Raw genomic sequence first — 22,698 nt, 5'->3', positions numbered from 1 at the left:
GGTCCGGGTAGCGGAATCTCAGACGCCGCCTGGTCTGCGGGATCCCCGACGCCAATTCACCACGTTGGGGACTGGCCTCGTCAGACGACATCTGAGAACCCGCGGCGGTGCAAGCTGCGTGCATGGGCCAAGCGGCTGGCGCCGCTTCAAAGACAGAAGCCTGCCCTGCCACACCCCGGACGACCACTTCCCAAACAGCCCCTATAGCCCAAAAGGCTCACGGCCTGCGTTCGCTCAGTCGGAAACTCCGGGCAGTGCGCGTTCGACGAGTTCTTCGACCACGGGGAGGGCCGATGCGCGTTCCGCGGGGTTCAGGCCGATCCGGCTGCGCCGGTCGAGGACATCCGCCGCGTCGAGGGCTCCTTCGTGGCGGACCGCCCACAGCACCTCGGCGGCCGTGAGCCGCAGGCCCGGCGAGACCGGTTCCGCGAGGCCCGGGTCGAACTCGGCCAGCGCCGCGACGCGCGCCGCCTCGGTGCCGTACTTCGCGACCAGCGGTGCGGCCGCTTCGACGTTCGTCAGGTGGCGGCGCGGCGCGGCACCGACCAGTGCCACAACCGCGGTGCGCGACGGCCCGGCGGACAGCCCGCCGGCGCGGACCGCCGCGTCGACGGCGTCGGCGCCCATCTTCCGGTAGGTGGTGAGCTTCCCGCCCACCACGGTCACCACGCCCTCCCGCGAGGTCAGCACCGCATGCTTGCGCGACAGGTCGGCCGCCTCCTTGCGGCCCCGCTGCTCCAGCAGCGGACGCAGCCCCGCGAACGAACCGAGCACGTGCTTGCGCTCCAACGGCTGCTCCAGCGCATCGCGCACCGCCGCGAGCAGGAAGTCCACATCGGACTCTGGTACCTCGGGCACGGACGGGATCGGCCCTGGCACCGGCTCGTCGGTCAGCCCGAGCAGGGCGCGGCCGTCGGGCTGCGGCAGCAACAGGACGAACCGGCCAGACTCGCCCGGCATCGGGACGACCAGCGAGGTCCCGGCGATCCCGGCGGCATCCGCGTCGACCAGCAGGTGCGACCCGCGAGACGGCCGTAGCTGGACGTCCGGCGAGAGCTCCCCGGCCCACACCCCGGCCGCGTTGACCACCGAATGGGCCCTGATCCGCAGCGACTCGCCGGTGCGCTGGTCCACCACGTCGGCCCCGCCGCCGTCGATCCGGCGCGCGCGAACGTGGGTGAGGATGCGCGCGCCGAAACCGGCCGCGGTGCGCGCCAGCGCGACGACCAGGCGCGCGTCGTCGACGAGCTGACCGTCGAAGCCGAGCAGGCCACCGCGCAGGTCGGCGGCGCGCACGCCCGGCACGAGGGCGAGCGCTTCCGCGGCGGGAATCCGCCGGGGAGGCGGGAGCACGCTCGACGGGGTGCGAGCCGTGCGGCGCAGCGCGTCGCCGGCGTGGAGCCAGGCGGCGAGCACCAGCTCGGAGCGGCGCGACACGCTGCCGTGCAGCGGGATGAGCTGCGGCAGCGTGCGCACCAGGTGCGGAGCGGTGCGCGTCATCAGCACGTTGCGTTCGACGGCGCTTTCGCGGGCCGTGGCGACGTCGCCGTGGGCGAGATAGCGGAGGCCGCCGTGCACGAGCTTGCTGGACCAGCGGGATGTTCCCCAGGCGAGGTCCTCGGCCTCCACGAGCGCGACGGAGAGCCCGCGGGCGGCCGCGTCCAGGGCGGCCCCGGCGCCGGTGACGCCGCCGCCGACCACCAGCACGTCCACCTGGTCTTCGGCCACTGCGGACAGGTCGGCGGTGCGGCGCGCGGCGTTCAGCGAGGTGGCGCGCAGCGAACCGGCTGGCAGCGGGGTGGTGATCATCGGACCTCCGGGCGGATCGGTGGGGTACCGGGGACCGCAGTTTCAACTGAAACTGCGCACGGTCAACGGTTTCCCGCAGTTTCAATTGAAACGGTCGAAAACCGGTTCGGTCGGGGATCGGCGGGCTGCGGGCCCAGGGCGCCGTCGAGGAGGTACGTGAGCTCGTCGGTCAGGGCCGTCGGGTCGATGCCGCTGGTGGCAGGGCCGGCGGAGACTACGAACGACTGCACCAGCAACAGCAGGACACGGGCCTGCACGGCAGGGTCGGCGCGTCGGATCGACCCGTCCTCGTGACCCCGCACGAGGTATTCGCGGATGAATCCCTCGGCGGCGAGCTGCGTGCTGCCGAGTCGTTCGACCAGGTAGGGCAGCAGGAGCTCGGCATCGGTCTCCAGGACCCGCTGCAGCAGCGGCGCCGATTGCAGCAGGCGAACGCCGTGGACCGTCGCGGCGACCAGGCGCTGCCGGCCGCTTCCGGTCGCGTCCCCGATGCTGGCCAGCTGCAGGATTTCGCCGAACTCCATCGTCATCAGCGCGGTGACGAGGCTGTTTACGTCGGGGAAGCGCCGGTACAGCGTCATCCGGCTGACCCCTGCGCGGCGCGCGATCTCGGTCAGGGTGGTGCGCCGGACGCCGTTGGCGAGCACGCATTCCCGGGCGGCCCGCAGCAGTTCGGCGTCGCCGACCCGGTTCGCCGCCGGGCGGGTCGGTCGGTCCGCTGCCGGGGTCGGCCCCGCCGCGGTGCTGTGACATTGCGACGTCATGTGTAACACTGTACTGGTGAACGGCCTGATCGAACACACCCTCCGCGGCAGCTGGACCCCATCAGGTGCGTCGGCCGCGCCGCTGTCGGCACGTTCGCTGCGCTAGTTGCGGCAGCGAACCGGGCTGGCCGAGATGACGACGCCCGCGCTCCCCGCATCGCTGGTGGAGGTCGCCGGGAGCGCCCTGCCGGAAGCGGCGTGCGCCGAGCTCTCCGCGCTGATCGGCGAGCAGCAGGTGCTGACCGACCCCGCATCGCGCCTCGGCCGGGCCGGTGGCCTGTCGTACTCCGACCTGATACGCCGCCGCGGCGGCACCGAGTTCGCGGTGCCCGACGCGGTGCTGCTGCCCACGGATCCTGAGCTGGTGCAAGGAATCCTGGAGATCTGCGTCCGGCACGACATCGCCGTCGTCCCGTTCGGCGGCGGCACCTCGGTGGTCGGCGGCGTCGACGCGCTGCGCGGCGACAAGGTCGCAGTCGTCGCGCTGGACCTGGCCCGGCTCGATCGGCTGGTCTCGCTCGACCCCGGCTCGCGGATCGCCGTGCTGCAGGCCGGGATGCGCGCGGCGGAAGCCGAATCCCTACTGGCCGCACACGGTTTCACGCTCGGCCACTTCCCGCAGTCCTTCGAGCGAGCCACCATCGGCGGCTTCGCGGCGACCCGGTCGGCAGGGCAGGCCTCTGCCGGTTACGGGCGCTTCGAGGACATGGTCGAGGGCGTGCGGCTCGCGACTCCGGGCGGCGAGTGGCGGCTCGGGGTCGCGCCGGCCTCGGCGGCCGGTCCCGACCTGCGGCAGCTCGCGGTCGGCAGCGAGGGGACGCTCGGCGTGATCACCGAGGTGGCGGTGCGCGTCCGGCCCGCGCCGGTCCGCAGCCGGTACGAGGCCCTGGTGCTGGACGGCTGGCAGTCCGGGGTCGATGCGGTGCGAGCGCTCGCGCAGGGGCGCGTGCTGGCGGACGTCACCAGGTTCTCCGATGTGGACGAGACCGCGGTGCAGCTCGAACTCTCCGGTGCGCTCAAGGCCGGAGCTTTGAAGACTTATTTGCGCGGCAAGGGAATCCGGCAGCCGTGCCTGTTGGTGCTCGGCTGGGATGCGGCGTCGCGCGCCGAGCTCAAGCTGCGCCGATCGGCGACTTTGAACGCATTGCGGGGAATCCGCTCGACGCGGCTCGGACGGCCGGTCGGCGAGGCCTGGCGATCACATCGGTTCTCGGGGCCGCGGCAGCGCGACGCGCTGCTGGATCGCGGCGTGTGCGTGGAGACGCTGGAGACCGCGACGCACTGGACCGGGCTGAGCGAACTGCGCTCCGCCGTGCGAACGGCGCTGATGCGGAGCCTGAAGGCCGGCGGCAAGTCGCCGATCGTGATGTGCCACATCTCGCACGCCTACGAGACCGGTGCCTCGCTGTACTTCACGGTGCTGGCGCCCCGGAACGCCGACCCGATCGGCCAGTGGCAGCGGGCCAAGGAGGCCGCCTCGGACGCCATCGCCGGACGCGGCACGATCACCCACCACCACGCGGTCGGTGCCGACCACCTGCCGTGGCTCGGCGCGGAGATCGGCGACATCGGCGGCGAGGTGCTCGCCGCGGCGAAGAAGGCCGTCGACCCGACGGGAATCCTCAACCCCGGCAAGCTCATCCGGCCAGCGCGGTGACCCAGCGATAGCGGTAGCCGAGCCCGCGGTAAACCCTCGGCGGCAAGGTGCATCCAGCCGAAGGTCGCGCACACCTGCAGCCCGACGCGGGCCGCGACGCCTTCGGCGAGCCCGGCGGTCGCCAGCGGCCGGAACCTGTCGCTGAATTCCTCGCCGAGCCGTACCCCGCCGACACGCTGCTCGAAGTGTCCTCGCTGGCCCAACCGGACTGGCAGCTCGAAATCGACGCGATCGCCCTCGCCCGCTGACAGCCGCCAGGCCCTGGTCGCCGCCATCGAGCCGCGCGGGCTCGCCTACCTGCACACCGAGCTGCGGCCCCGGTGGGCGGGCACGCTGAACGCGAACTTCAACGCCGGGAGCCGACGGCGCAGCGCTGTAGCGGCTGTTTCCAGGTTCGTTTGCGCATTGGTGCGTCCTCGCTGGCTGGGTGTGGGGTGAACGGACCGTCTGTCCCGGTAGGAGCCTGTTGCGTTTTCGGCGAAAACGGCTGAACCGAAGTACCAAATCAGTCTCGATCGCCGCCGTTTGTCCGCCAGTGGCCATCTCAGCCGTGATCGATCGATCACGGTCCGCGGTGGGCGTAATTTTGCAACAGGCTCGTAGGTGAAGTGAACGGTCCGTTCGCTTCAATCACCCAACTTCGGTGTGTGCTGTTGGGTGTGGGGTGAACGGACCGTCTGTCCCGGTAGGTGAAGTGAACGGTCCGTTCGCTCCATCCGCTGTCGCCAAGCGCGGCGGCGACCCGCTGGCGGTGTTCGACGCGCTCGCGGAAACGGTTCGCGGCACCGGATTTCCGCGGCTGCGCCTCGATCAACACGATGGTCGAGATGGCCGACCCGGACAGCGCGGCGCACCGTTTTGCGGCCGAGCACAAGGAAGACGTCACCGACCACCTGGACGGCCTGCTGCGGGAGGTGGGCCACCGTCGCCACCGGGAGCCGGCCGAGCAGTTCATGCTGCTGGTCGACGGCGCCAACGTCACCGCGCTGCGCGAACGAACGGCCGAACCCGCCAAGCGTCAAGGTGATCGCGAAGTCGCTCCTGGACTCGTGACGAGCAGGGCCCGCGTCAGCGGCGAGCAGCGCGCTGCCCGGCGAGCAGCGCGCTGCTCGGGGAGCGCGGCTGCCGTTCCGTGCCGTCAAGGGCGGCGCCTTCGACCACTAGCCTGAGTTTCCCTCTTAACCTGATCAACATCAGAGTTTCGGCTGATCAGAGGGCACGTTTCATGATCCCCGGCGTATTATCCAACTCGCTCGATCACCGCTGCGGCGTGCTCGCAGGTCACCGACGTGAGGCTGCGGAAACTCGATGTTACGCCATGGGCCGTCGGGACTGGCCGCTGCCGTACTGGGTAATACAGTGGGCCGGGTCGAAACCTAAGCGCCCCAGGGAAATGCTGTCGAGCAATCAGCTAGCGGGAAAACTCAGGCTAGCGGCTTAGGCGTGAAGGGCGCCTTCTGCCGGTCGACTTGGCAGCGAGGTGCCCTTCTCTCACTCCGCTCGGTCCGCACAGGAGAAGCTCCATCAGGACTCCTTCTTGCGGCGGGGGCGGAGGCTCGCGGCGAAGCGTGGCTTTTCGAGGGCGCTGTGGAGCGCCATGTAGGCCGCCTGGACTTCGCGGCGAGAATCGTCCGGAGTGGACGCCCGCGCCGCGGGGTCGGGGTCAGGCATGCTCTTGACCTGCATCCACCGCTCGTCCCACAGCGCCTCCATCGCGGCGTTCCACCGCTTGCGCACGTCTTCGACGACCTGCTCGCGCTGCTCGTCAGCCGCTTCCCGGCGCTGCCGCCCCGCGGCGACCGCCTCGCCGAGTTCGCCGGCACTCTCCCGCTCGTGCCGGCGCAGCCGCTGCGCGGCGGTGGTGGCCAGGGCGGTAATCTCCTTGTACCGGTCCGCGGCCGGAACCTGCTCAGTCACCAGCTTCCTCCCGGATCTCGCACGGCTCGTCCGCCGCCCGCTGCGCGGGCACCGTCAGCGCTGGTTTGGCCTGGTCGCCGAGGTCGAAGGGCAGGATCACCTCGGGCCGGGAGTGCACCGCGCGGTCGAAGAACAGGCCGCGCCGCGCCCGCGGCGACCAGTTGACCATCTGCCCGGCCGCGAACGCGGCCAGCTCCTGGCCGTGCACGTCGAAGGCGACCCACGCGCCGATGTCGTCGACCGGCCCCATGCCGAGAGTGTTCTTCACCCGCTGCGCGCTGCGCCACCAGCCGATCACGTGCACCCGCAGTTCCGGGCCCTGCTTGAGGATCTTCCGCAGGTGGTCCAGCCCGCTGACCCTGGTGGTCGGGTCCTTGCGCTCCAGCGTGGTGTGCGCCGCGTCGGCGGCGTAGAGCACCAGGCAGTGCGGCACGTCGGCGCCGGAGCGGTGGTCGATCGTCTCAGCCGCGGCGGCCAGTGCGGCCTCGATGCCGTCCAAACCGACCAGTTCCACGTCGTGGCCGTCGTTACGAAGAGCTTCGGCGACGCCGCAGGCATCGTCTTCCACGTCGTCCAGCAGGGCGGCGATGGTGAACTTGATGGTGCCCGGATCGTATTGCCGGGCAAGGGAAAGCGTCGCCGTGCCGAGCACGCTTATCGCGTCCGCGAGCACCGAGCCGATCACCGCGACGTTGCGCCCCGGCGATCGCGCGAGCCGCACCGCGGCGGCCGTGCCGTTGACGTCGATGATCTGCCCGAGCAGCACCTTCGGCACCGCCACCGGTGCGCTCAGCTTCGCGTAATCATCCAGTGTGGACAGTTCCGGCAGGTTCGAGCCGTCGAACAACCTCGGCTGCCGGGCGTCGTCGTCGAGCTTCTTGCAAAGCGCCAGCTGCAGCGCGTCGAAGGTGTTCTTCGCGGTCGCGTCCGGGATGCGCGCGATCTTGTTGCCGTACTTGACGCCCGACTCGTGGTTGACGACCGCGTGCCACCGGGGCAGCTCCATCGCCGCGTTGTTCTGGTCGGCCAGCACCCGCCGGGCCTTGGGCAGCGCGATCCGCAGGATGAACTGCTCGAAGATCGCCGGCTTGCCCCAGAACGCCTCGATCCCGGACACGTCCTGGCTGGCCAGCACCAGGTGGATGCCCTGCGAACGGCCGCGCCGCGCGACGTCCTCCAGCAGCGAGGCGGCCTGCGCGGTCACCGGGTCGCGCTCGGCGAAGAGGTACTGGAACTCGTCGATCACGGCGACGATCCGCGGCCACCGGCCGGTCGGGTCCTCGGCGCGCAGCTCCTCCAGCTTGGTGACCTCGTGCTGCTTGGCGGACTCCGCGCGCCGTCGCATCTCGTCGGCCAGGAAGCGCAGCAGCGCCAGCCCGAACTCGCGGTCGGTGTTGACGTTCACCCCGACCAGCTTGGCTTGCGGCAGCCAGCTCGGATCCCGGCGGCCGGGGGTGAACTGGGCGAACGACACGCCCTCCTTGAAGTCCAGCAGGTACAGCTCCAGCTCGTCCGGCGAATAGCGGGCGGTGAGCCCGCCGAGCATGCCGTAGAGGAAGTTCGTCTTGCCCGAACCGCTGGGGCCACCGATCAGGGTGTGCGGGCTGCCGTCGCCGAGGGTGATCCACACCGGTTCGCCCTCGTCGAAGCCGACCGGCGCGTGCAGCCCGGCCGTCGAACGCTGCGTCCAGAGCTGCTCGGGCACCAGGTCGTCGAAGGTCCGCACCCGGGCCCGCCGGGCGAGGAACGCCTCCGCGATCATCGAGCACGCCTTGGTGGCCTCGTTGCGCGACGGGGACTCGTCCAGCTGCACAACGGCTTCCGGGCCGGTCATGCTGGTGCGAGCCCGGTTGCTGCGGAGCAGCGTGATGGATTCGATCGCGCTGTTCACGGTCAGCGAGAGGTCCACGACGATCAGCTGGATGCCGCAGGCCAGGCCGTTGCGGGCGATCCGCTGCAACTGTTGCTGCTGCTCCTCACGCAGCGGCTCGCCGTTGCCGAAGAGCACCGCGATGCGCCACGGCTCCGAGCGGTGCCCGGTGTCCGCGGCCAGCGAGCGCAGCGAGGTGTGGCCGCCGACCAGCGAATCGGTGTGGATCCGCCGGATGTGGTCGGAGAGCGCTTCGAGCATCTCGTCCAGCCGGGTCGGATCGTGCGCGGTGAGCAGGCCCGCGCGGGCCAGCGGGTACAGCCCAGGCAGGGTCCCGGTCAGCTGCGCGACGTCCCAGACGTGGATGCGCACCTGGCCGGGCTGGAAATGGCTGAGCAGCCGCAGCAGCAGGTTCTGCACCAGCGCTTCGGCGGAGTCGGGGTTGTAGTCGGTGATGATCCGCAGGTGCGACTCGTCCAGCAGCGGGATGGCGGCCGGGAACGGTTGCGGGGCGGGCGAATCCGGGACGGTCGCGGTGCCGATCCGCCACAGCTCGGGCGGCGGCGCGGCCGCGTCCCGGGTGCCGATCTCGCCGAGCCACTCCGGCCACGGGAGCCCGGCGGACCCGGGAGCGGCCTCCGCCGCGAGCCTGCCGAGCTGCTCCGGCCCCCGCTCGGTCCACTCCGCGTAGATCTCCGCCCGCATCCGCTGCGCTTCCCGCATCGCGGCCTGGAACACCGGGTCCGTGGAATCGGCGATCTCCGCCGGTTGGCGTTCCGCAGCGGCCACCCCGACCTGCGCGATGCGCAGCGCGAACTCCTGCTGCGCGCATTCGGCGAGGACGCGGTCGTGTTCCTTCTCGGCAGCGCCGAGCGCCGAGGCGATGCTGGTGCGCAGGCGTTCGAAGGCTGCTTCGATCCGACTCCGCCGCTCGTTGCGTTTACCCACACCCCACCTCGGAACCCGTGTTACAGACTGTGATCAAAATACCACTCGACGAGGAACCGGGCAGGCCCCTGGGGTGCCCATGCACAAGGCCGAATGCGGCGCAGTTGAGCGCCGAACACGGAAAGCCGCCGCGTACTACAGACGGGTGGCGAAGTCGCGGACCGTATCGAGGATGCGCTCGATTGCCGCCTGCGTTCCCTCGATCTGGTCATCTGCGCGGGGAAGGCCCGGAGGGATCGCGGATGCGGGGTGCTCCGGGTCGAGTTTCGCCAGCGCCTGCTGTGCCTGGGCCAGCGCGGTGCGGCAGGTGGCGAGGTGGGCACCCGCGTCCTCCAGGCGTTCCTCCGCGGTGCGCAGGGTCTGGATCAGTTCGTCGAGAGTCGACACGGGGCCACCGAGCCTGTCTTCGAGTCGGGTCGATCTTCTGTCGGGAGCCTACAGGCGGCCCGCGTAGCCCTCGGTGGAGTTGATCGTGGCGCTGAGCGTGCCCTGCACTCCGTTGATCGTCTGCATCACCTCGGCGAGCATGCCGTGCGCGTGCTGCATCTCCTCCTGGGTGCTGCCCTGGGTCGCGGACACCAGTGCGGCTTGCGCCTCTTCCAGTGCGAGGTTGCCCTGTTGCAGGGCGGCGATGGCCTCCTGCATCTTCTGGTTTGCCAAGGCAATGCCCGCGCGAACTTCTTCGACACCCGCCATCTGGACTCAGGACCTCCGTGGTGCCCAACGCTGTACCGGTCCACAAGTTAGCGTTCGGCGTCGCCGACGGCGCAAGCAGGTGGGTGCAGGTGATCACGGGGTGATCGCGGTGCGTGACGACCAGCGGAATTGATCACCCGACCGGTATGGCCCCGGGTGGGTGGGCGCCGTGCCGGGTGTCGGGTGCCGGCCGCAATTTCAATGGAAATCGGACATCTGATTTCCATTTGAAATTGCGGTCGAGGGAGTCAGTCGCGGCCGGCGGCGGCCACTGTGGATTTCTATTTGTCCGTTTCCGGATCGATCGCCGAGATCTCGATCGACGCCACCCCCGACGGCGGCGTCGGGGCGGCCGTCCACCGGGCGGTGGCGCGGTGCTCGTCGACGCGCAGCCGGGACCAGCCGGTACCGCCGAGCGTCGACATCGCGCCGAGCACGATCTCCGGCAGGTCGCCGAGCGTAGGCCCGAGGTCCATCGCGACCCGCACCAGCGGCGGATCGACCGCGTACTCGGTGATCGTGGCCGTCCGGGACAGGCGGCTGGCCACCGCCCGGGCGGGCCATTCCGCGCCCGCTCGCCGCTCGGTGACCACTTCCACCAGCAGCCGCAGCCGCGGCCTCGGGTTCCCGTGCTCGTCCACGTCGCCGATGCCCTGCGGGACCTGCGCGGGCGGCTCGTCCGGATCTGCGAGATCGGACCTGCCGAACAGGATCGACCCGCCGGACCACGCCTCGACCAGCATTCGCTCCCCGCCGCCGACCAGGTTGCCCACCAGGTCCGGGTGGTCTACCACGGCCCAGGCCGTCGGCGGTTCGCAGGACACCCGGTGCCGGGCGTAGTCGGGACCGAGCGCGCGGAGGAAGTTGCGCACCGCGCGGGACAGCCCGGCCACGTGCTGCCCGGTTTCCGCGCTGCCCCTGCTGATCGTGACCGACCAGCAGCCGGGCTCCTCGTCGGAACAGTCCCCGGAGGCCACGATCCGGCCGCCGATTCGTTGCACCAGGCCGCGGCACGCGGCGCGTGCAGACGGCTCGTCGTCGGCCGCGACGACGACGGTGATCAGCAGTTCGAGCTCGGTGTTCTCAGCCATCGCGAGACGCATTCTCCCGCACGGGCCCGGAACGTCGAACGGATGATCGGGTGAAGTCGCGCGAACCGGCGCGGTGCTCAGGCTTCGCCCTCGTCAGGCCCGGTCGGCTCGCCCTGGCCGAGGCCGTAGTAGTGGTAGAGGTCGCGGCCCTCCTGGTCGGAGAGGTGGCCGTGCTCGGCCTCGACGCGCGGGGCGTTCTTCACCCGGTCCCTGGGGACGCCCAGCTCCAGGCGGTTCTCCTCGGTGGTCGCGCCGTTGAGCGGCACGAAGGTCTCCTTGACGCCGAAGATGCCGATCCGGACGGTGACCCACTCCGGCTGGTGCGTGACGTCGTCGACGTAGACGTTGCCGACCCGGCCGACCCGGTCGCCGTTGCTGTCGAACACCGGAGTGCCGATCAGGTCCTGTGCGCGCTCGACGTTCATGGCCACCTCGCTCGCTCCGCCCCGCCTGGAGGCCGACCCCCGTCGGCCTCCTCAAGCTGCATGCGGTGGACCTGAGCTGCAACCGCGCAAGCGACACGCCTCACCCGAACAGGTAATGATCGTGATTATTTCCGCCCGCTATTAACAATCTTCGGTTTTCGGCAGGAGCTACCCCAACCGCCACGCAAGACGAGCCGGGAAGCGGGGCCCTACGAGTTCAGCTCGCGGCCGATGAAGGTGAGGATGTCGTTCATCACCTCGGCCTTGTTGGTCTCGTTGAGCAGCTCGTGGCGGCCGCCCGGGTAGATGTGCTCGTGGAACTCGCTGCCGCGGATGCGGTCGATGCCGGTGCGGGTGTCGGCCTCCGGCACCAGCTCGTCGTCCTCGCCGTGCACCCACAATGTCGGCTTGTCCAGCATCGGCCCGTCGTTGATGGCCAGCAGGCAGTCGTCGATCGCCTGCAGCGTGGCGCGCTTGAACGGGCCGTGCCAGACCAGCGGGTCGGTGACGTAGGCCGCACCGACATCGGGGTCGCGGGACAGCGTCGCCGGGTCGATCGGGGTGTCCGGGATCACGTCGTGCTCCAGGAGGTCCAGCACGTGCCAGGTGCCCAGCACCGGAGCGGACAGCACGACCGCCGCCAGGTGCTCCTGGTGTTCCTGGGCGTAGCGGGCGGCGAGCATCCCGCCTATCGAGTGTCCGATGAGGACGACGGGCAGTTCCGGGTGCTCGGCGGCGACCTCCCGGCGCAGGGTTTCCAGATCGGCCACGATCGTCTCGGCGTCCTCGAAGTAGACCCGATCGCCGGGCGAGCGGCCGTGCCCCACGTGGTCCGGGGCATAGGCCAGCGCGCGGGCGCCCACCAGCTGCTCGGCCACCCACTGGTACCGGCCGGAGTGCTCGCCGTAGCCGTGCGCGATCAGCGCGATCCAGCCCGGTTTGGTCCCCGACCACTCGCGCACCGCCAGCTCGCCGTGCCGTCCGCTGACCACTCGATCCGTTGGCTCGATCATGTCGCCACCCCAGCACACCTCATACGGCCGGGCCAGCCCCCCTGGGTTTTTCGCCGTTCGATCTTCCGCCGCGCCGGTGTCGTCGCAGCTCAGCAGTGGAGCGACCGGGGCGGAGGCCGATTCCGCGGGAAACCGGCCTGACCGGCGTCACTGGTGGTACGCGCTGTTGTTGATGGCGCCGAAGCCGCACACCGGGCCCAAGTTCCAGGTGACGGCGAGGGCATCGGTCTCGTCCGGCGGGATGACCTGCGCGCTGACCGGAGTCGGCTGGCACGGGCCGTCCGTCGGCTCCCCCTCGTGCGGGACCGCCGTCCAGTGCAGCGTGGCGCTGGCCGACTGGCCTGGCGCGAGCGTGATCAGGTTCGGGCCCGGGTTCGGCGTCCGCTCCATGGTGGTCGGCAGCGGCTTGCCGGACCCGTCGACCAGCTGCATACCGCCGTAGCCGTAGAGGATGCAGGTCTCCTTGCTGGTGTTCTGCAGCACCAGCTGCGCGTAGCGCTGGCCCGCGCCGGCTTCGGAGTTCTGCAGCGAACCCGTGAGCATCGAGGTGTGGCAGCGCTCCACCTTGCTCGATTGGTGACGCGCCTCGGCCGTCGTGGGCGTCGCCCGGCTGCCGGTGCTGCCGGTGCTGCCGGCGTTGCCGGCGTTCGTGTCGGTGTTGACGTCGGTCCGGGGTTGGGGCGCCGGCTGTTCTGCCGGACTGGCGGCCGGTGGTGCCGGTCGGATGTTGTGCGCCGGTGCCGTGATGGCTTGGCCGCTCGTCGCGCCGCAGCCCGCCATCAGCCCGGCGATCAGCAGTGCTCCGGATGCCTGGAGCGCCCGCGGGCCGAAACTCCGAGATCGGTGCGGGATCACGATGACCACCTCCCGTCCCCGTCCTCGCGGCGGGGCCGTCGGTAATTGCTCTACTACTCTGAAGACGTCCGGCTGTCGGTGTGGTTGCCTCCGCCAACGATTTTCCCGCCGTCCGCAACCGTTCGATCCGCCTCCACGTGCCGCAATCGGCGGCCCGCGACCAGTGGATCGAGTGACGGTCCACTGCACCGAAAAGGTCGTATTGCGGCCGAGAACAAACCCGATCTGGTTAATTTCCCGCACCGCGATTTCGCAGCATCTCGCTCGGGTATCGACCAATCGGATGGTGATCTTGACCTGAACGGCGGGACTGCCCGAATGCTGGACTTCGATAGTTTGGCACCGGCAGGAGGCCGTAGTCAGGGGGTTGATCATGGCCGAGCGAATTCCCGGTATTGACGTCTCGCGATATCAGGGGGAACCCGACTGGGGAGCGGTTCGGGGAGCTGGATACGCGTTCACCTACATCAAAGCGACCGAAGGCGTCGGATACGTGAGTCCGACGCTGGACTCCCAGCTGGCCGGTGCGCGCGGTGCCGGGCTGGTCACCGGGCTGTACCACTTCGCCCGCCCGGACACGAATTCCCCGCAGCAGGACGCGGCCGATTTCGCCGCTGCGGTCGGGCGGTTGAACTCCAGCGCGGCGGGCAACCTGCCGCCGTGCCTGGACATCGAAACGGATGCGCCGAACCTGGGCGCCTGGATCAAGGGGTTCATCGACGCGATCCGCGGGCACACGGGCCGGCACGAGGTCGTGGTCTACGCCTCGACGTCCTGGTTCCAGGGCAAGCTCGCGCCGGAGACCTGGGTCGACCCCGGGGTGTTCCTGTGGGTCGCGCAATACGGCCGCCCGCCGGGCGAACCCGGTTACCTCACGGACCGGGTGGCGATGCACCAGCACGCCTCGGACGGGCAGGTTCCGGGGGTCGGCGGCAACACCGACCTGAACGTGTCGATGGTTCCGTTGGAGGTGCTCACCGGGGCCGGTGCGCCGCCTCCGCCGCCACCGCAGGAGACCTACGTCGTGCAGCCCGGCGAGACGCTCTCCGAGATCGGGCAGCGATTGGGCGTAGATTGGCGGGAGATCGCCCGGATCAACGGCATCACCGACCCGGACCTGATCTACGTCGGCCAGGTGCTGAAGATCCCGCGCTGACCTAGCCGTCGTTCGTCGCAGAATCCCGTTCGTTCCGGGACGAACGGGATTCCGGCTGCTCCGGCCTGTCGTGCGCGGACCGGGCGCACCGCCAGAAATTACCGCCGAGTATGTCGTTGCGCCCCGCTCGCGATCGGTACCGACTACCGTTTTTCGGGTGAACATCGCGAAGTGCGGAGGTGAACGCGATGGCGAGTACAGCGGAGCTGCTCCGTTGCCACTGGACGCGTGGTGAACCGGGTCGCGAGGCTCCCCGGGAACTCGTGGTCGCGCTCTACCGCTGGTGGGTGGCCGCGATGGTGCTCAAGATCGTGGGTGCCACCTGGGACATCTGCTGGCACTTTCGGTGGCTGCGCGACGATTTCGCGCCACCGCACCTGATCAACACGGTCGGCACCGTGATCGTGATCGGCCTGGTGGTCTTCCATACCTACACCGGGATCGGCGTCGACCGCGCCACGCTGCGCTGGATGCAGTGGGGGCTCGGCATCTTCCTGGTCGCCGCGCCGCTGGACGTGATCAACCACCGGATCAACGGGCTGGACATCACCGCGTGGAGCCCATCGCACGCGTTGCTCTACCTCGGCACCGGGCTGCTGAGCGTCGGCCTGCTCCGCGGGTGGGCCCGCTACGGCGGCGGGGGCCGCTACTTCTACCCGGTCACCTGCTTCCTGTGGTTCACGGTGCTCGACAACTTCCTGTTCCTCAACCAGCACCAGGAGTACGGCGTGCTCGGGTTGGCGGCCTGGGAGCGCGGTACTCCGTACGCCGAGGACACCCTGCTGCAGTTCGCCGCCGACGACCTCGGCCGGCCCCTGGACTGGATCGCGGTCAAGTCGTTCACGCTGCCGGTGCCGGACTGGGTGTACCCGACGTGGGCGACGGTCACCGGGCTCGGCACGCTGGTGCTCGCCCGGCGGCTGGCCGGGCGCCAGTGGACGGCGACCACAATCGCCGCGGGTTACCTCATTTTCCGTTGCGTGGCTTGGGCATTGCTCGGGGCGGCGGGCTTCCCGATCTCGGCCGTGCCGTTCTTCCTGCTCGCCGGGGCCGTGGCGATCGACCTCTCGTTCCGGCTGGCGCCGGCGATCCGGCCGTTCGCCGGCGCGGCGGTCGTGACGGCGGTGACCTACCTGGCGTTGTGGATGCAGCAGACCTACATCGCTTCGCCGCCGGTCGACTACTGGTCGGCGCTGTACGCAGTGGTCTTGTTCGCCGCGGTGTGGTGGCTCGTCTCGTACCTGCTCGACACCGAGAGCGGTCGCCGGAGCTGGCGGCGGGTGGTGTCGCGCGGTCAGACGATGACCGGGGCGCGGGAAAGCACGACCCCCAAGCCGTAGGCGATGCCCATCACGCCGACCTCGGCAGCGGCCCAGCCGATCAGCGCGGTGCGCTGGTGGCGCGCGATGCGGGGCAGCAGGCGGAAGCGCATCTGCGACGCCACCGCACCCAGCACCACCAGGCACCCGGCCTTGGCCAGGATGATCTGGCCGTAGCCGGTGTTGATCAGGCCGGGCAGGCCGACGGCCGGTGTGATGATCAGCTCCATCAGGCCGTTGAACAGCCCGGAGATCCCGACGACGAAGATCGCGATGGTGGCGAGCTTCGAGAAGCGCGGCAGGGCCTCGGCGAGCAGCCCGCGGCGCGGCGCCACGAACAGCGCGACGGAGGCCAGGCCGCCCGTCCACATCGCTGCGCCGATCACGTGCAGCTCCATCGAGATCATGCTGAAGTCGTGGTACTGCCAGTCCGTGGCGTGACCGGTCAGCGGCATTGGGAGCAGGCCGAGCAGCGCGATGATGGTGCGCAGTTCCGCCGGGACCTTCTCGCCGACCCGGACCGCGACCAGGCCCAGCGCCGCGCACAGCAGCCCGGCGCCGGCGCTGGCGAGCAGGCCAGGACCTGCCGGGACGTTCGCCACGTAGTCGATCAGCAGCCGGGTTGTGAGGGAGCGGTCCGGGCTGAGCTCCGCGGTCTGCAGCACCAGTGACAGCAGGGCGCTGAGCATCCAGACCAGCGCGGTGACCACCGTGAACTGCCTGGCAAGCGCCATGACCGGCTCGGTGTGCTTGGGGCGGTCGAAGCCCAGTAGCTTCGGCAGCAGGCTCAGGCCGACGGTCGCCAGCGCCGCGACGTCGAGCAGGGCTCGCACGGCCGGCAACCCGAAGTGCACGAGCGGCGGCAGGTCGGGGAGGCCCGGGATGGTGCCGACGGCCGTGTAGGCGGTCGCGGCCAGCGCGGTCAGCAGCGCACCGCCCAGGAGTGCCGCCACCACGGCGGCCTTGGCGCCGACCACATTGCGCTCGTCCGTGTCGGCGGGGCGCGCCGGCTTCGCAGGCCGGCCGTGCTGGGAGACGTCGGAGTCGGCAGCCACAAGTGCATCGTCTCACCCGGATGAGCAAGCATTGCCGTTCGGGCCGGAGGAAGCGCCGGATTTCATCACTGGTCGTGACCGAATTGTTTCGGTGCGCGAACAGTTTCGCGGGCGTGATGTTGTCGTGGTGTCGCATTCGTCACCGTTTCCGCCCCGAATAGTTGATCTTCGCCCAATGCGATTTCCCTGCTGGCAGGGTGTCTTCACCCGGGTATCGATAATCCGCGGGTTTGCCCACCGGGCAGTGCCGTTCCGGTCCGGCCTGGGCGGGAAGTGTTGCTGACAAAGTCCTCAGCAACGTTGTTCTACAGTCGTGCATGTGTATCCGGCGGACAGTGCAGAAGCGCATGCGGGGGGTGCGTCCGGCGCGCCTCGGTCGTGCGCGGGTGCAACGATTCCGAAAGCTGCTGGGTTCTTTCCGCACGTTTCGTCGAACAGTCGACTTGCGTTCACCGGATCGGTTCGCACATATTCGTCTGGCGTTTCACGGGCCGCCGCAATTACGTGCTTTGCTGTAATGCCCGGTGGGCGGACCGAGGTCGGCATGCGGGTTTCCCGGAGGCTTGACCGGGGCGGTGCCGAACCGCGTTTCCGCAGGCCCGGAGGGGTTTCGGGGTCGATCCGGGGGCGTCGCGACCCAGCGGTCCGGCGGGCGCCCCAGGGTGCGAACCTGGCACGTCTCAGGGAAATTGGGGGTCCGGCCCCGGATGTGAGCCGGACTCGCGAGACGCGAGATTGAGCGGTGTGGACGAACAGCGAAGGCAGGAATCGGCGGGTTCGGAACCTGGCACTGGCAGTAGGCCGACGCGGCGGACGCCGCGGGGCTCGACAGCGGGACGTGGCATGGATCGCGCACTAGGGTGTTCGGTAGTCGAACGTTCCCGCAGCCTGGTGAAGAGGACTGACCCGGTCGTGCACCACCATCCGACCACACCCACGGGGAGTGGTCCGCGATGACTGCACTCGCTGTGCTGCTCGCCGCGCTGGGGGCCTGCGGGTACGCCGTGGGAGCACGACTGCAGCACGCCGCGGTGCACGACACGATGGACGGCGGCGGGCTCGGCCTCCGCAGCCAGGCCCAGCTCCTCCGCAACCCCCGCTGGTTGGGGGGCTTGGCGGCACTCGGCAGCGGCACGGTGCTGCACGCCTGCGCGCTCGGCCTGGCACCGCTGAGCGTGGTGCAGCCGGTCGGCGTGCTGGCGCTGCCGATCACCGTGCTGCTGAACCTCCGGCAGCAGGGCATCCACGCGCGCGACCTCAAACCCAGCGTCGCGCTCTCGGTGGTCGCGGCCACCGGCGGCGTCGCCGCCTTCGTGTTCCTCGCTGCCGGCAGCGCCACCGCCACTCCGATCGCGGGCGGCGAGCAGCTACTGGCCACCCAGCTGGTGGCCGGCGCGATCCTGATGCTGGCCGTGCTGGCCGTGCTGACCCGGTCGAAGGCGCGTTGCGTGCTCTTCGCCGCTGGCTGCGCGGTGGCGTACGGGTACGTCTCGGTGCTGATGCGGGCGGTGGCGCAGCAGCTCGGCACGACCGAACTGCTGGACATCAACCCGCTGCCGCTGCTCGGCATCGTCGTCGCGATGGTCGTGGGCGGTTGGCTGTTGCAACACGGGTACGCCAGTGGCCCGCCGGACCTCGTGGTGGCCTGCCTGACCGTGATCGACCCGCTGGTGGCCGTGGGCCTGGGCATCGGACTGCTCGGCGAAGCCGACCACGTCAGCACGTGGACGGCCGTCGGCGAAGCCCTTTGCGCCGTGGTGGCCTGCGCCGGCGTCTTCGCGCTGGCCCGCTACCACCCCGACACCCAGGGGCAACGGGCTCCCGCCACCGCTGCGGCCACCGTGTCCTCCGCTGTTGGTCTGCCTTCTGCGACCACCGTGCATTCGACCGCTTTGCCCCCGACGAACACCGCGACCTCCACGACCACTGCGACCACTGCGACCACTGCGACCGGCAGCAGTGATCTTGCCGGACCGAGTTCGACAGATCGTCCTGACGGGAGTTCCACTTGACTTCGCAACCGTTCAGTAGGCGCCCGCTGCGGATCGTGGTCGGCGCGACCACGTATCCCCCCGACGTGAACGGGGCGGCGAACTTCGGCCACCGCCTGGCGACTGGGCTGTCCGGTCGCGGCCACGACGTGCACGTCGTCTGCCACTCGACGGACCGGGAGTCGCGCATCGACGTCGAGGACGGCGTGACGGTGCACCGCGTCGCCTCATACGGCTCGCCGTTCCACCCGTCGATCCGGGGGCTCCTGCCGTGGCAGGCCGCCCAGGCGGACCGGCTGATCGCCGAGATCCAGCCCGACGTCGTCCACGTGCAGTCGCACTTCTTCATCTGCCGCGGCCTGATCAACTCGGCGCGCCGCCGGGACCTCGGGTTGGTGGCCACCAACCACTTCATGCCGGAGAACATCTTCGGCTACTTCAAGGTCCCACAGTTCCTCCAGCACGCGGCGGGCCGCCTGCTGTGGCACAACCTGGTCAAGCACTACCGCAAGGCGCAGCTGGTGACCGCTCCGACGCCGCGAGCCGTCCAGCTGTTGCAGGAGAACGGGTTCGCCGAGCTGACGCTGCCCGTCTCCTGCGGCATCGACGTCGAGCGGTACCGGCGTCGGGCCCGGAGCTACCGCAAGCAGCACCCGGATCCGGGTACCCGCACCGTGCTGTTCGTCGGACGGCTCGACGAGGAGAAGCACATCGACGACCTGCTGCGGGCCATGGCGCTGCTGCGCACCAAGACGCCGACGCGGCTGGAGATCGTCGGCAACGGCAGCCGCCGCGCCGCCTTCGAGCAGCTCGCAGTGGAACTCGGCATCGCCGACCGGGTGCACTTCCACGGGTTCCTCAGCGACGACGAGCTGCTGGACGCCTACGCCCGCGCCGACCTGTTCTGCATGCCCAGCATCGCCGAGCTGCAGAGCCTGGCCACCATGGAAGCCATGTCGGCGGGCACCCCGGTGGTGCTGGCCAACGCCATGGCCCTGCCGCACCTCGTGCAACCGGGCCAGAACGGCTGGCTGTACCCGCCGCGGGACGTGCACGCCCTGGCCAGCGCGATCGACGACGTGATCAGCGACCGCGTAACGATCGACCGGATGGGCGCGGCCAGCGAGCGGCTCGTGTCCCGGCACGACATCGACGAGATCCTGGGCCGGTTCGAAGCGATCTACCGCCACGCGATCGACCCGGACGGCGCCGTCGAGCTCGACGAGATCCGTACCGAGCTGGCGAGCTGATCCGGCATGACCACCCCGGAACTCCACCCCGCGGAGCGGGTGGAGCACATCGGCGGCGCCGAGCTGCACTACTGGATCTACCGCGAGCACCTCACCGAGACCAGCGACCTGGTCACCGCGGCGGGCCCCGCAGTCACCCAGGTCGGTTCGGTCGTCCCGATCGACCCGGTCGAACCTGCCGACACGGTGCTGATGGTGCACGGCCTGCGCGGTACCCACCACGGTCTCGAGCTCGTCGCGGCTGGCCTGCCGGACCAGCGCGTCGTGATCCCGGACCTGCCCGGGTTCGGGGACTCCGGGCCGATGAGCGGGCGGCGGCACGACGTCGCCGGCTACGCGCAGGTCATCACCGAGCTCATCGAGCGGCTCGGCGGCCGAACCCGGCCGATCGCGCTGCTCGGGCACTCCTTCGGCTCGATCGTGGCCGCCCAGGTCGCCGCCACGTCGCCCGAACTCGTGCGACGCCTGGTGCTGATCAACCCGATCGCGACTCCGGCGCTGCGCGGACCGCGCGTGGTGCTGTCCGGGCTCACGTCCGCCTACTACACGCTGGGCAAGCGGTTGCCGTTGCGGGCCGGGCATTCGCTACTGAGCAACAGGTGGGTGGTGCTGGCGGCGAGCCGGGCGATGACGCGGACGAAAGACAAGCAGCTTCGCGGGTTCATCGACGCCAACCACCTGCGGTACTTCAGCCGCTTCCACAGCCCCGCCCTGCTCAGCGAGACCTTCGAGGCTTCGGTGACGCACACCGTGGCCGACCACGTCGACGCGCTCCGGATGCCGACCCTGCTGATCGCGGGGGAGTCGGACGAGATCGCGCCCCTGGAGGGCCAGCGCGCGCTGGCGGGTCGGCTCGCCGACGCCGAACTCGTGGTGATCCCGAACGTCGGCCACCTGATGCACTACGAGACGCCGGGGCCGGCGGCCGAAGCGATCCGACACTTCCTCGGAGCGCCATGAACGGCCCGGAGCCGCAAGGGAGCGGTACCGCCGACCCGAGTCCGAGTGCGGCCGGGTCGAGGACGATGAACGTCGTCGTCGATGCGCGCTGGACGCGGACCGATCAGCACGACGGGATCAGCCGCTACGGCGCGAGCTTGATCGAGGCATTGCACCACCTCCATCCGGTGACGATGTTGATCCATGACGAGCGGCAGCTGCGGCTGCTGCCGTCCGGTGTTCCGCACGTGAAGGTCAACAGCCCGTTCTCGCCGCGGGAGCTGTGGCTGTCGCGCACCCTGAACCGGCTCGGTGCGGACGTCGTGTTCAGCCCGCTGCAGGTGATCGGCGGGTTCCGGCGCGACTACCGGCTCGTCCTCACGCTGCACGACCTGATCTACTACCGGCATCCGCAGCCGCCGGGGTTCCTCCCGCGGCCGGTGCGCGCCGCCTGGCGGCTCTACCACAAGGCGTTCTGGCCGCAGCGGGTGATGCTCAACCGGGCTGACGCGGTGGTCACGGTCAGCGAGACGACCAGGAAGCTGATCGCGGAGCACCGGCTCACCCGGCGCCCGGTGACGGTCGTCCACAATGCACCGTCCCCGCCGCCGGAGGACGACGTGCTCGAGGGGGTCGAAACCGGTGCGGCTCAAGAACAACCGGGTGGGCCGCGGGAACTCGTGTACATGGGTTCGTTCATGCCGTACAAGAACGTGGAAGCGTTGATCGCAGGCATGGCTCTCCTTCCTGGGTATCGCCTGCACCTGGTCAGTCGAGTCGCGCCGGCGCGCGAAGTGGAATTGCGCGGACAGCTACCTCCCGATGTCGATGTCGTTTTCTGGCGGGGAATCAGTGAATGCGATTACCAGGCGCTGCTGGGGAGGGCGAGCGCGCTGGTCACCGCTTCTCGGGACGAGGGTTTCGGGCTGCCGATCATCGAGGCGATGAACGCGGGGACGCCGGTGGTCTGCAGCGATCTGGAGATCTTCCAAGAGGTGACCGGGGGACACGCGAGGTTCTTCGATCCGGGGTCGTCGAAGGACTTCGCCACCGCGGTGCGCGCCGTGGAGGATTTCCGTACGCGTGCGGACCTGGTCGCCGCGGCTCGTGGTCAGGCGGCGAAATTCACCTGGGCCAACTCCGCCGAGCGCCTGCTTGAGCTGATGCGGGACCTGGTCCGCTGAGTTTCTGTCCTGGCGGTTGCGTCCGACGGGCCTGGCTTTGCCCGGGGGTTCTCAGGTGCCGTCCCGGTAGGCCGGACACCTGAGTCGGGGATTCCGGGCGAGCCCGGGGGCTGGGATTCCCCCGGAGGCGCGCGCAATCGGTTCAGGACGGTTTCTCGGCGGTCAGTGCGACCAGATCTTGATCGCCCGGGCGACGTATGTCGCCCGCGGTGTTTGGGAACCCGTTGGGTACGTGGCGAATTCCGCACCGCTGTCGCAGTAGGGGTCCTGGTAGACCGTCACCGGATGACCGGTGTTGTTCACGAAGGACCGCACCTCCACGTCTTGCCGGAGCTGGACGCACTGCTCCAACGTGGTCGTCTGGAGGCCGACCTCGTGCACCTGCCCGGCGTACTCCTCCTCCGGGTAGCTGCAGAAAGTTCCTGCTGCGCACGGCTTTTCCGGCGGTGCAGCGTACGCGCCTCCGGAACCGACGGAGATCGCGGCGAGGGCGAACAGCGCGGGGACGAATATGCGCCAGACGCCGGTCCGCCCGGTCCGACGCCAGGAGGACGACCGGGTGCCGACGCACAACGGCGCGGCGCAAGCGAACTTGGACATGCGAAAATCCCTTCGTGAGCGGATAATGAGTGGCTAGCGGCCGGAATCGGCGCACTGGAAACAGGATTCCCGAAGCCCGGATCGGAATGCCAGCGAATTTGCTGGATACACCCCGACCGGGTGGATTTCCGTGTGTGGGGAAATGTCGCGGTGCCGCAG

The 22,698-nt window shown here is 69.9% G+C and carries 21 protein-coding genes; 9 read left to right on the top strand and 12 right to left on the bottom strand.

Annotation, left to right across the window (positions count from 1 at the left end; all coding sequences use genetic code 11):
• Positions 1-234 precede the first annotated feature (234 nt).
• Positions 235-1,809 carry a glycerol-3-phosphate dehydrogenase/oxidase gene (locus tag DL519_RS27105; RefSeq protein ID WP_190818922.1) on the bottom strand — a complete coding sequence of 525 codons (1,575 nt, stop codon included), beginning with the start codon at positions 1,807-1,809 and terminating at the stop codon, positions 235-237.
• Between the two features lie 62 nt (positions 1,810-1,871).
• Positions 1,872-2,573: a TetR/AcrR family transcriptional regulator gene (locus DL519_RS27100; RefSeq protein ID WP_190818920.1), complete on the bottom strand. Its 702-nt coding sequence runs from the start codon at positions 2,571-2,573 to the stop codon at positions 1,872-1,874.
• Positions 2,574-2,706: 133 nt separating this feature from the next.
• Here DL519_RS27100 and DL519_RS27095 point away from each other — a divergent pair, with 133 nt between their 5' ends.
• The 3 genes from DL519_RS27095 (at position 2,707) to DL519_RS27085 (ending at position 5,399) form a co-directional block, all read left to right on the top strand.
• Positions 2,707-4,230: an FAD-binding oxidoreductase gene (locus tag DL519_RS27095; RefSeq protein WP_223840364.1), complete on the top strand. Its 1,524-nt coding sequence runs from the start codon at positions 2,707-2,709 to the stop codon at positions 4,228-4,230.
• Between the two features lie 47 nt (positions 4,231-4,277).
• Positions 4,278-4,478, top strand: a complete 201-nt coding sequence (locus DL519_RS47290) for a RidA family protein (RefSeq protein WP_223839601.1) — start codon at positions 4,278-4,280, stop codon at positions 4,476-4,478.
• A gap of 570 nt (positions 4,479-5,048) precedes the next feature.
• Positions 5,049-5,399, top strand: a complete 351-nt coding sequence (locus DL519_RS27085) for a hypothetical protein (protein ID WP_190818918.1) — start codon at positions 5,049-5,051, stop codon at positions 5,397-5,399.
• A gap of 355 nt (positions 5,400-5,754) precedes the next feature.
• Here DL519_RS27085 and DL519_RS27080 read toward each other — a convergent pair whose 3' ends face one another.
• The 8 genes from DL519_RS27080 to DL519_RS27045 all read right to left on the bottom strand — a co-directional run bounded on the left by DL519_RS27080 (position 5,755) and on the right by DL519_RS27045 (position 13,045).
• Entirely contained in the window at positions 5,755-6,147 is a 393-nt protein-coding gene (locus DL519_RS27080; RefSeq protein WP_190818916.1) for a hypothetical protein, read from the bottom strand.
• On the bottom strand, positions 6,140-8,965 hold the full coding sequence (locus DL519_RS27075; RefSeq protein WP_190818914.1) for an FtsK/SpoIIIE domain-containing protein: 2,826 nt from the start codon (positions 8,963-8,965) through the stop codon (positions 6,140-6,142). Before DL519_RS27075 ends, DL519_RS27080 begins: the two co-directional genes overlap by 8 nt.
• Before the next feature lie 135 nt (positions 8,966-9,100).
• Positions 9,101-9,352, bottom strand: a complete 252-nt coding sequence (locus DL519_RS27070; protein ID WP_168586403.1) for a hypothetical protein — start codon at positions 9,350-9,352, stop codon at positions 9,101-9,103.
• A gap of 48 nt (positions 9,353-9,400) precedes the next feature.
• Positions 9,401-9,661 carry a hypothetical protein gene (locus tag DL519_RS27065; RefSeq protein WP_010308847.1) on the bottom strand — a complete coding sequence of 87 codons (261 nt, stop codon included), beginning with the start codon at positions 9,659-9,661 and terminating at the stop codon, positions 9,401-9,403.
• A gap of 281 nt (positions 9,662-9,942) precedes the next feature.
• A complete protein-coding gene (locus tag DL519_RS27060) occupies positions 9,943-10,752 on the bottom strand; it encodes a hypothetical protein (protein ID WP_190818912.1) in 810 nt (269 codons plus the stop codon).
• 77 nt (positions 10,753-10,829) lie between these two features.
• Entirely contained in the window at positions 10,830-11,177 is a 348-nt protein-coding gene (locus DL519_RS27055) for a PRC-barrel domain-containing protein (RefSeq protein WP_190818911.1), read from the bottom strand.
• A 209-nt stretch (positions 11,178-11,386) separates the two neighbouring features.
• Positions 11,387-12,190, bottom strand: coding sequence for an alpha/beta hydrolase (locus tag DL519_RS27050; RefSeq protein ID WP_190818909.1), 804 nt, complete (start codon positions 12,188-12,190; stop codon positions 11,387-11,389).
• Between the two features lie 147 nt (positions 12,191-12,337).
• Positions 12,338-13,045 carry a DUF4232 domain-containing protein gene (locus DL519_RS27045; RefSeq protein ID WP_223839600.1) on the bottom strand — a complete coding sequence of 236 codons (708 nt, stop codon included), beginning with the start codon at positions 13,043-13,045 and terminating at the stop codon, positions 12,338-12,340.
• Positions 13,046-13,418: 373 nt separating this feature from the next.
• Between DL519_RS27045 and DL519_RS27040 the strand changes: the two genes are divergently transcribed.
• Both DL519_RS27040 and DL519_RS27035 read left to right on the top strand, forming a co-directional pair.
• Positions 13,419-14,201 (top strand): GH25 family lysozyme, encoded by a 783-nt coding sequence (locus DL519_RS27040; RefSeq protein ID WP_190818905.1) that lies wholly within the window; start codon positions 13,419-13,421, stop codon positions 14,199-14,201.
• 188 nt (positions 14,202-14,389) lie between these two features.
• A complete protein-coding gene (locus DL519_RS27035; protein ID WP_223839599.1) occupies positions 14,390-15,541 on the top strand; it encodes a hypothetical protein in 1,152 nt (383 codons plus the stop codon).
• Here the strand turns inward: DL519_RS27035 and DL519_RS27030 are convergent.
• On the bottom strand, positions 15,496-16,575 hold the full coding sequence (locus tag DL519_RS27030) for a copper resistance D family protein (protein WP_190818903.1): 1,080 nt from the start codon (positions 16,573-16,575) through the stop codon (positions 15,496-15,498). The two genes, DL519_RS27035 and DL519_RS27030, sit on opposite strands and share 46 nt — an antisense overlap.
• Positions 16,576-17,528: 953 nt before the next feature.
• Here DL519_RS27030 and DL519_RS27025 point away from each other — a divergent pair.
• The 4 genes from DL519_RS27025 to DL519_RS27010 are packed head-to-tail and all read left to right on the top strand — an operon-like array spanning position 17,529 to position 21,939.
• Positions 17,529-18,587: a DMT family protein gene (locus DL519_RS27025; protein WP_190818900.1), complete on the top strand. Its 1,059-nt coding sequence runs from the start codon at positions 17,529-17,531 to the stop codon at positions 18,585-18,587.
• Positions 18,584-19,816 carry a glycosyltransferase gene (locus tag DL519_RS27020; protein WP_190818898.1) on the top strand — a complete coding sequence of 411 codons (1,233 nt, stop codon included), beginning with the start codon at positions 18,584-18,586 and terminating at the stop codon, positions 19,814-19,816. Before DL519_RS27025 ends, DL519_RS27020 begins: the two co-directional genes overlap by 4 nt.
• A gap of 6 nt (positions 19,817-19,822) precedes the next feature.
• On the top strand, positions 19,823-20,776 hold the full coding sequence (locus DL519_RS27015) for an alpha/beta fold hydrolase (protein WP_190818896.1): 954 nt from the start codon (positions 19,823-19,825) through the stop codon (positions 20,774-20,776).
• Entirely contained in the window at positions 20,773-21,939 is a 1,167-nt protein-coding gene (locus DL519_RS27010) for a glycosyltransferase family 4 protein (RefSeq protein ID WP_223839598.1), read from the top strand. The genes DL519_RS27015 and DL519_RS27010 overlap by 4 nt, the downstream gene beginning before the upstream one ends.
• Before the next feature lie 162 nt (positions 21,940-22,101).
• On the opposite strand, the gene DL519_RS27005 is transcribed toward DL519_RS27010, so the two are convergent.
• A complete protein-coding gene (locus DL519_RS27005) occupies positions 22,102-22,539 on the bottom strand; it encodes a peptidase inhibitor family I36 protein (protein WP_190818892.1) in 438 nt (145 codons plus the stop codon).
• Between the last annotated feature and the right edge of the window lie 159 nt (positions 22,540-22,698).

This window comes from Saccharopolyspora pogona (assembly GCF_014697215.1).
In the GTDB taxonomy this organism is placed as follows: Bacteria; Actinomycetota; Actinomycetes; order Mycobacteriales; family Pseudonocardiaceae; genus Saccharopolyspora; species Saccharopolyspora hattusasensis.
The sequence above is the reverse complement of the archived record's forward strand: the minus strand, read 5'-3'. Positions and strand labels throughout refer to the sequence as shown.

Coding starts and splice junctions, on each gene's coding strand:
- DL519_RS27105 (WP_190818922.1), bottom strand. CDS start 1,809: ATGATCACCACCCCGCTGCCAGCCGGTTCGCTGCGCGCCACCTCGCTG.
- DL519_RS27100 (WP_190818920.1), bottom strand. CDS start 2,573: ATGACGTCGCAATGTCACAGCACCGCGGCGGGGCCGACCCCGGCAGCG.
- DL519_RS27095 (WP_223840364.1), top strand. CDS start 2,707: ATGACGACGCCCGCGCTCCCCGCATCGCTGGTGGAGGTCGCCGGGAGC.
- DL519_RS27085 (WP_190818918.1), top strand. CDS start 5,049: ATGGTCGAGATGGCCGACCCGGACAGCGCGGCGCACCGTTTTGCGGCC.
- DL519_RS27065 (WP_010308847.1), bottom strand. CDS start 9,661: ATGGCGGGTGTCGAAGAAGTTCGCGCGGGCATTGCCTTGGCAAACCAG.
- DL519_RS27060 (WP_190818912.1), bottom strand. CDS start 10,752: ATGGCTGAGAACACCGAGCTCGAACTGCTGATCACCGTCGTCGTCGCG.
- DL519_RS27055 (WP_190818911.1), bottom strand. CDS start 11,177: ATGAACGTCGAGCGCGCACAGGACCTGATCGGCACTCCGGTGTTCGAC.
- DL519_RS27050 (WP_190818909.1), bottom strand. CDS start 12,190: ATGATCGAGCCAACGGATCGAGTGGTCAGCGGACGGCACGGCGAGCTG.
- DL519_RS27040 (WP_190818905.1), top strand. CDS start 13,419: ATGGCCGAGCGAATTCCCGGTATTGACGTCTCGCGATATCAGGGGGAA.
- DL519_RS27035 (WP_223839599.1), top strand. CDS start 14,390: ATGGCGAGTACAGCGGAGCTGCTCCGTTGCCACTGGACGCGTGGTGAA.
- DL519_RS27025 (WP_190818900.1), top strand. CDS start 17,529: ATGACTGCACTCGCTGTGCTGCTCGCCGCGCTGGGGGCCTGCGGGTAC.
- DL519_RS27015 (WP_190818896.1), top strand. CDS start 19,823: ATGACCACCCCGGAACTCCACCCCGCGGAGCGGGTGGAGCACATCGGC.
- DL519_RS27010 (WP_223839598.1), top strand. CDS start 20,773: ATGAACGGCCCGGAGCCGCAAGGGAGCGGTACCGCCGACCCGAGTCCG.
- DL519_RS27005 (WP_190818892.1), bottom strand. CDS start 22,539: ATGTCCAAGTTCGCTTGCGCCGCGCCGTTGTGCGTCGGCACCCGGTCG.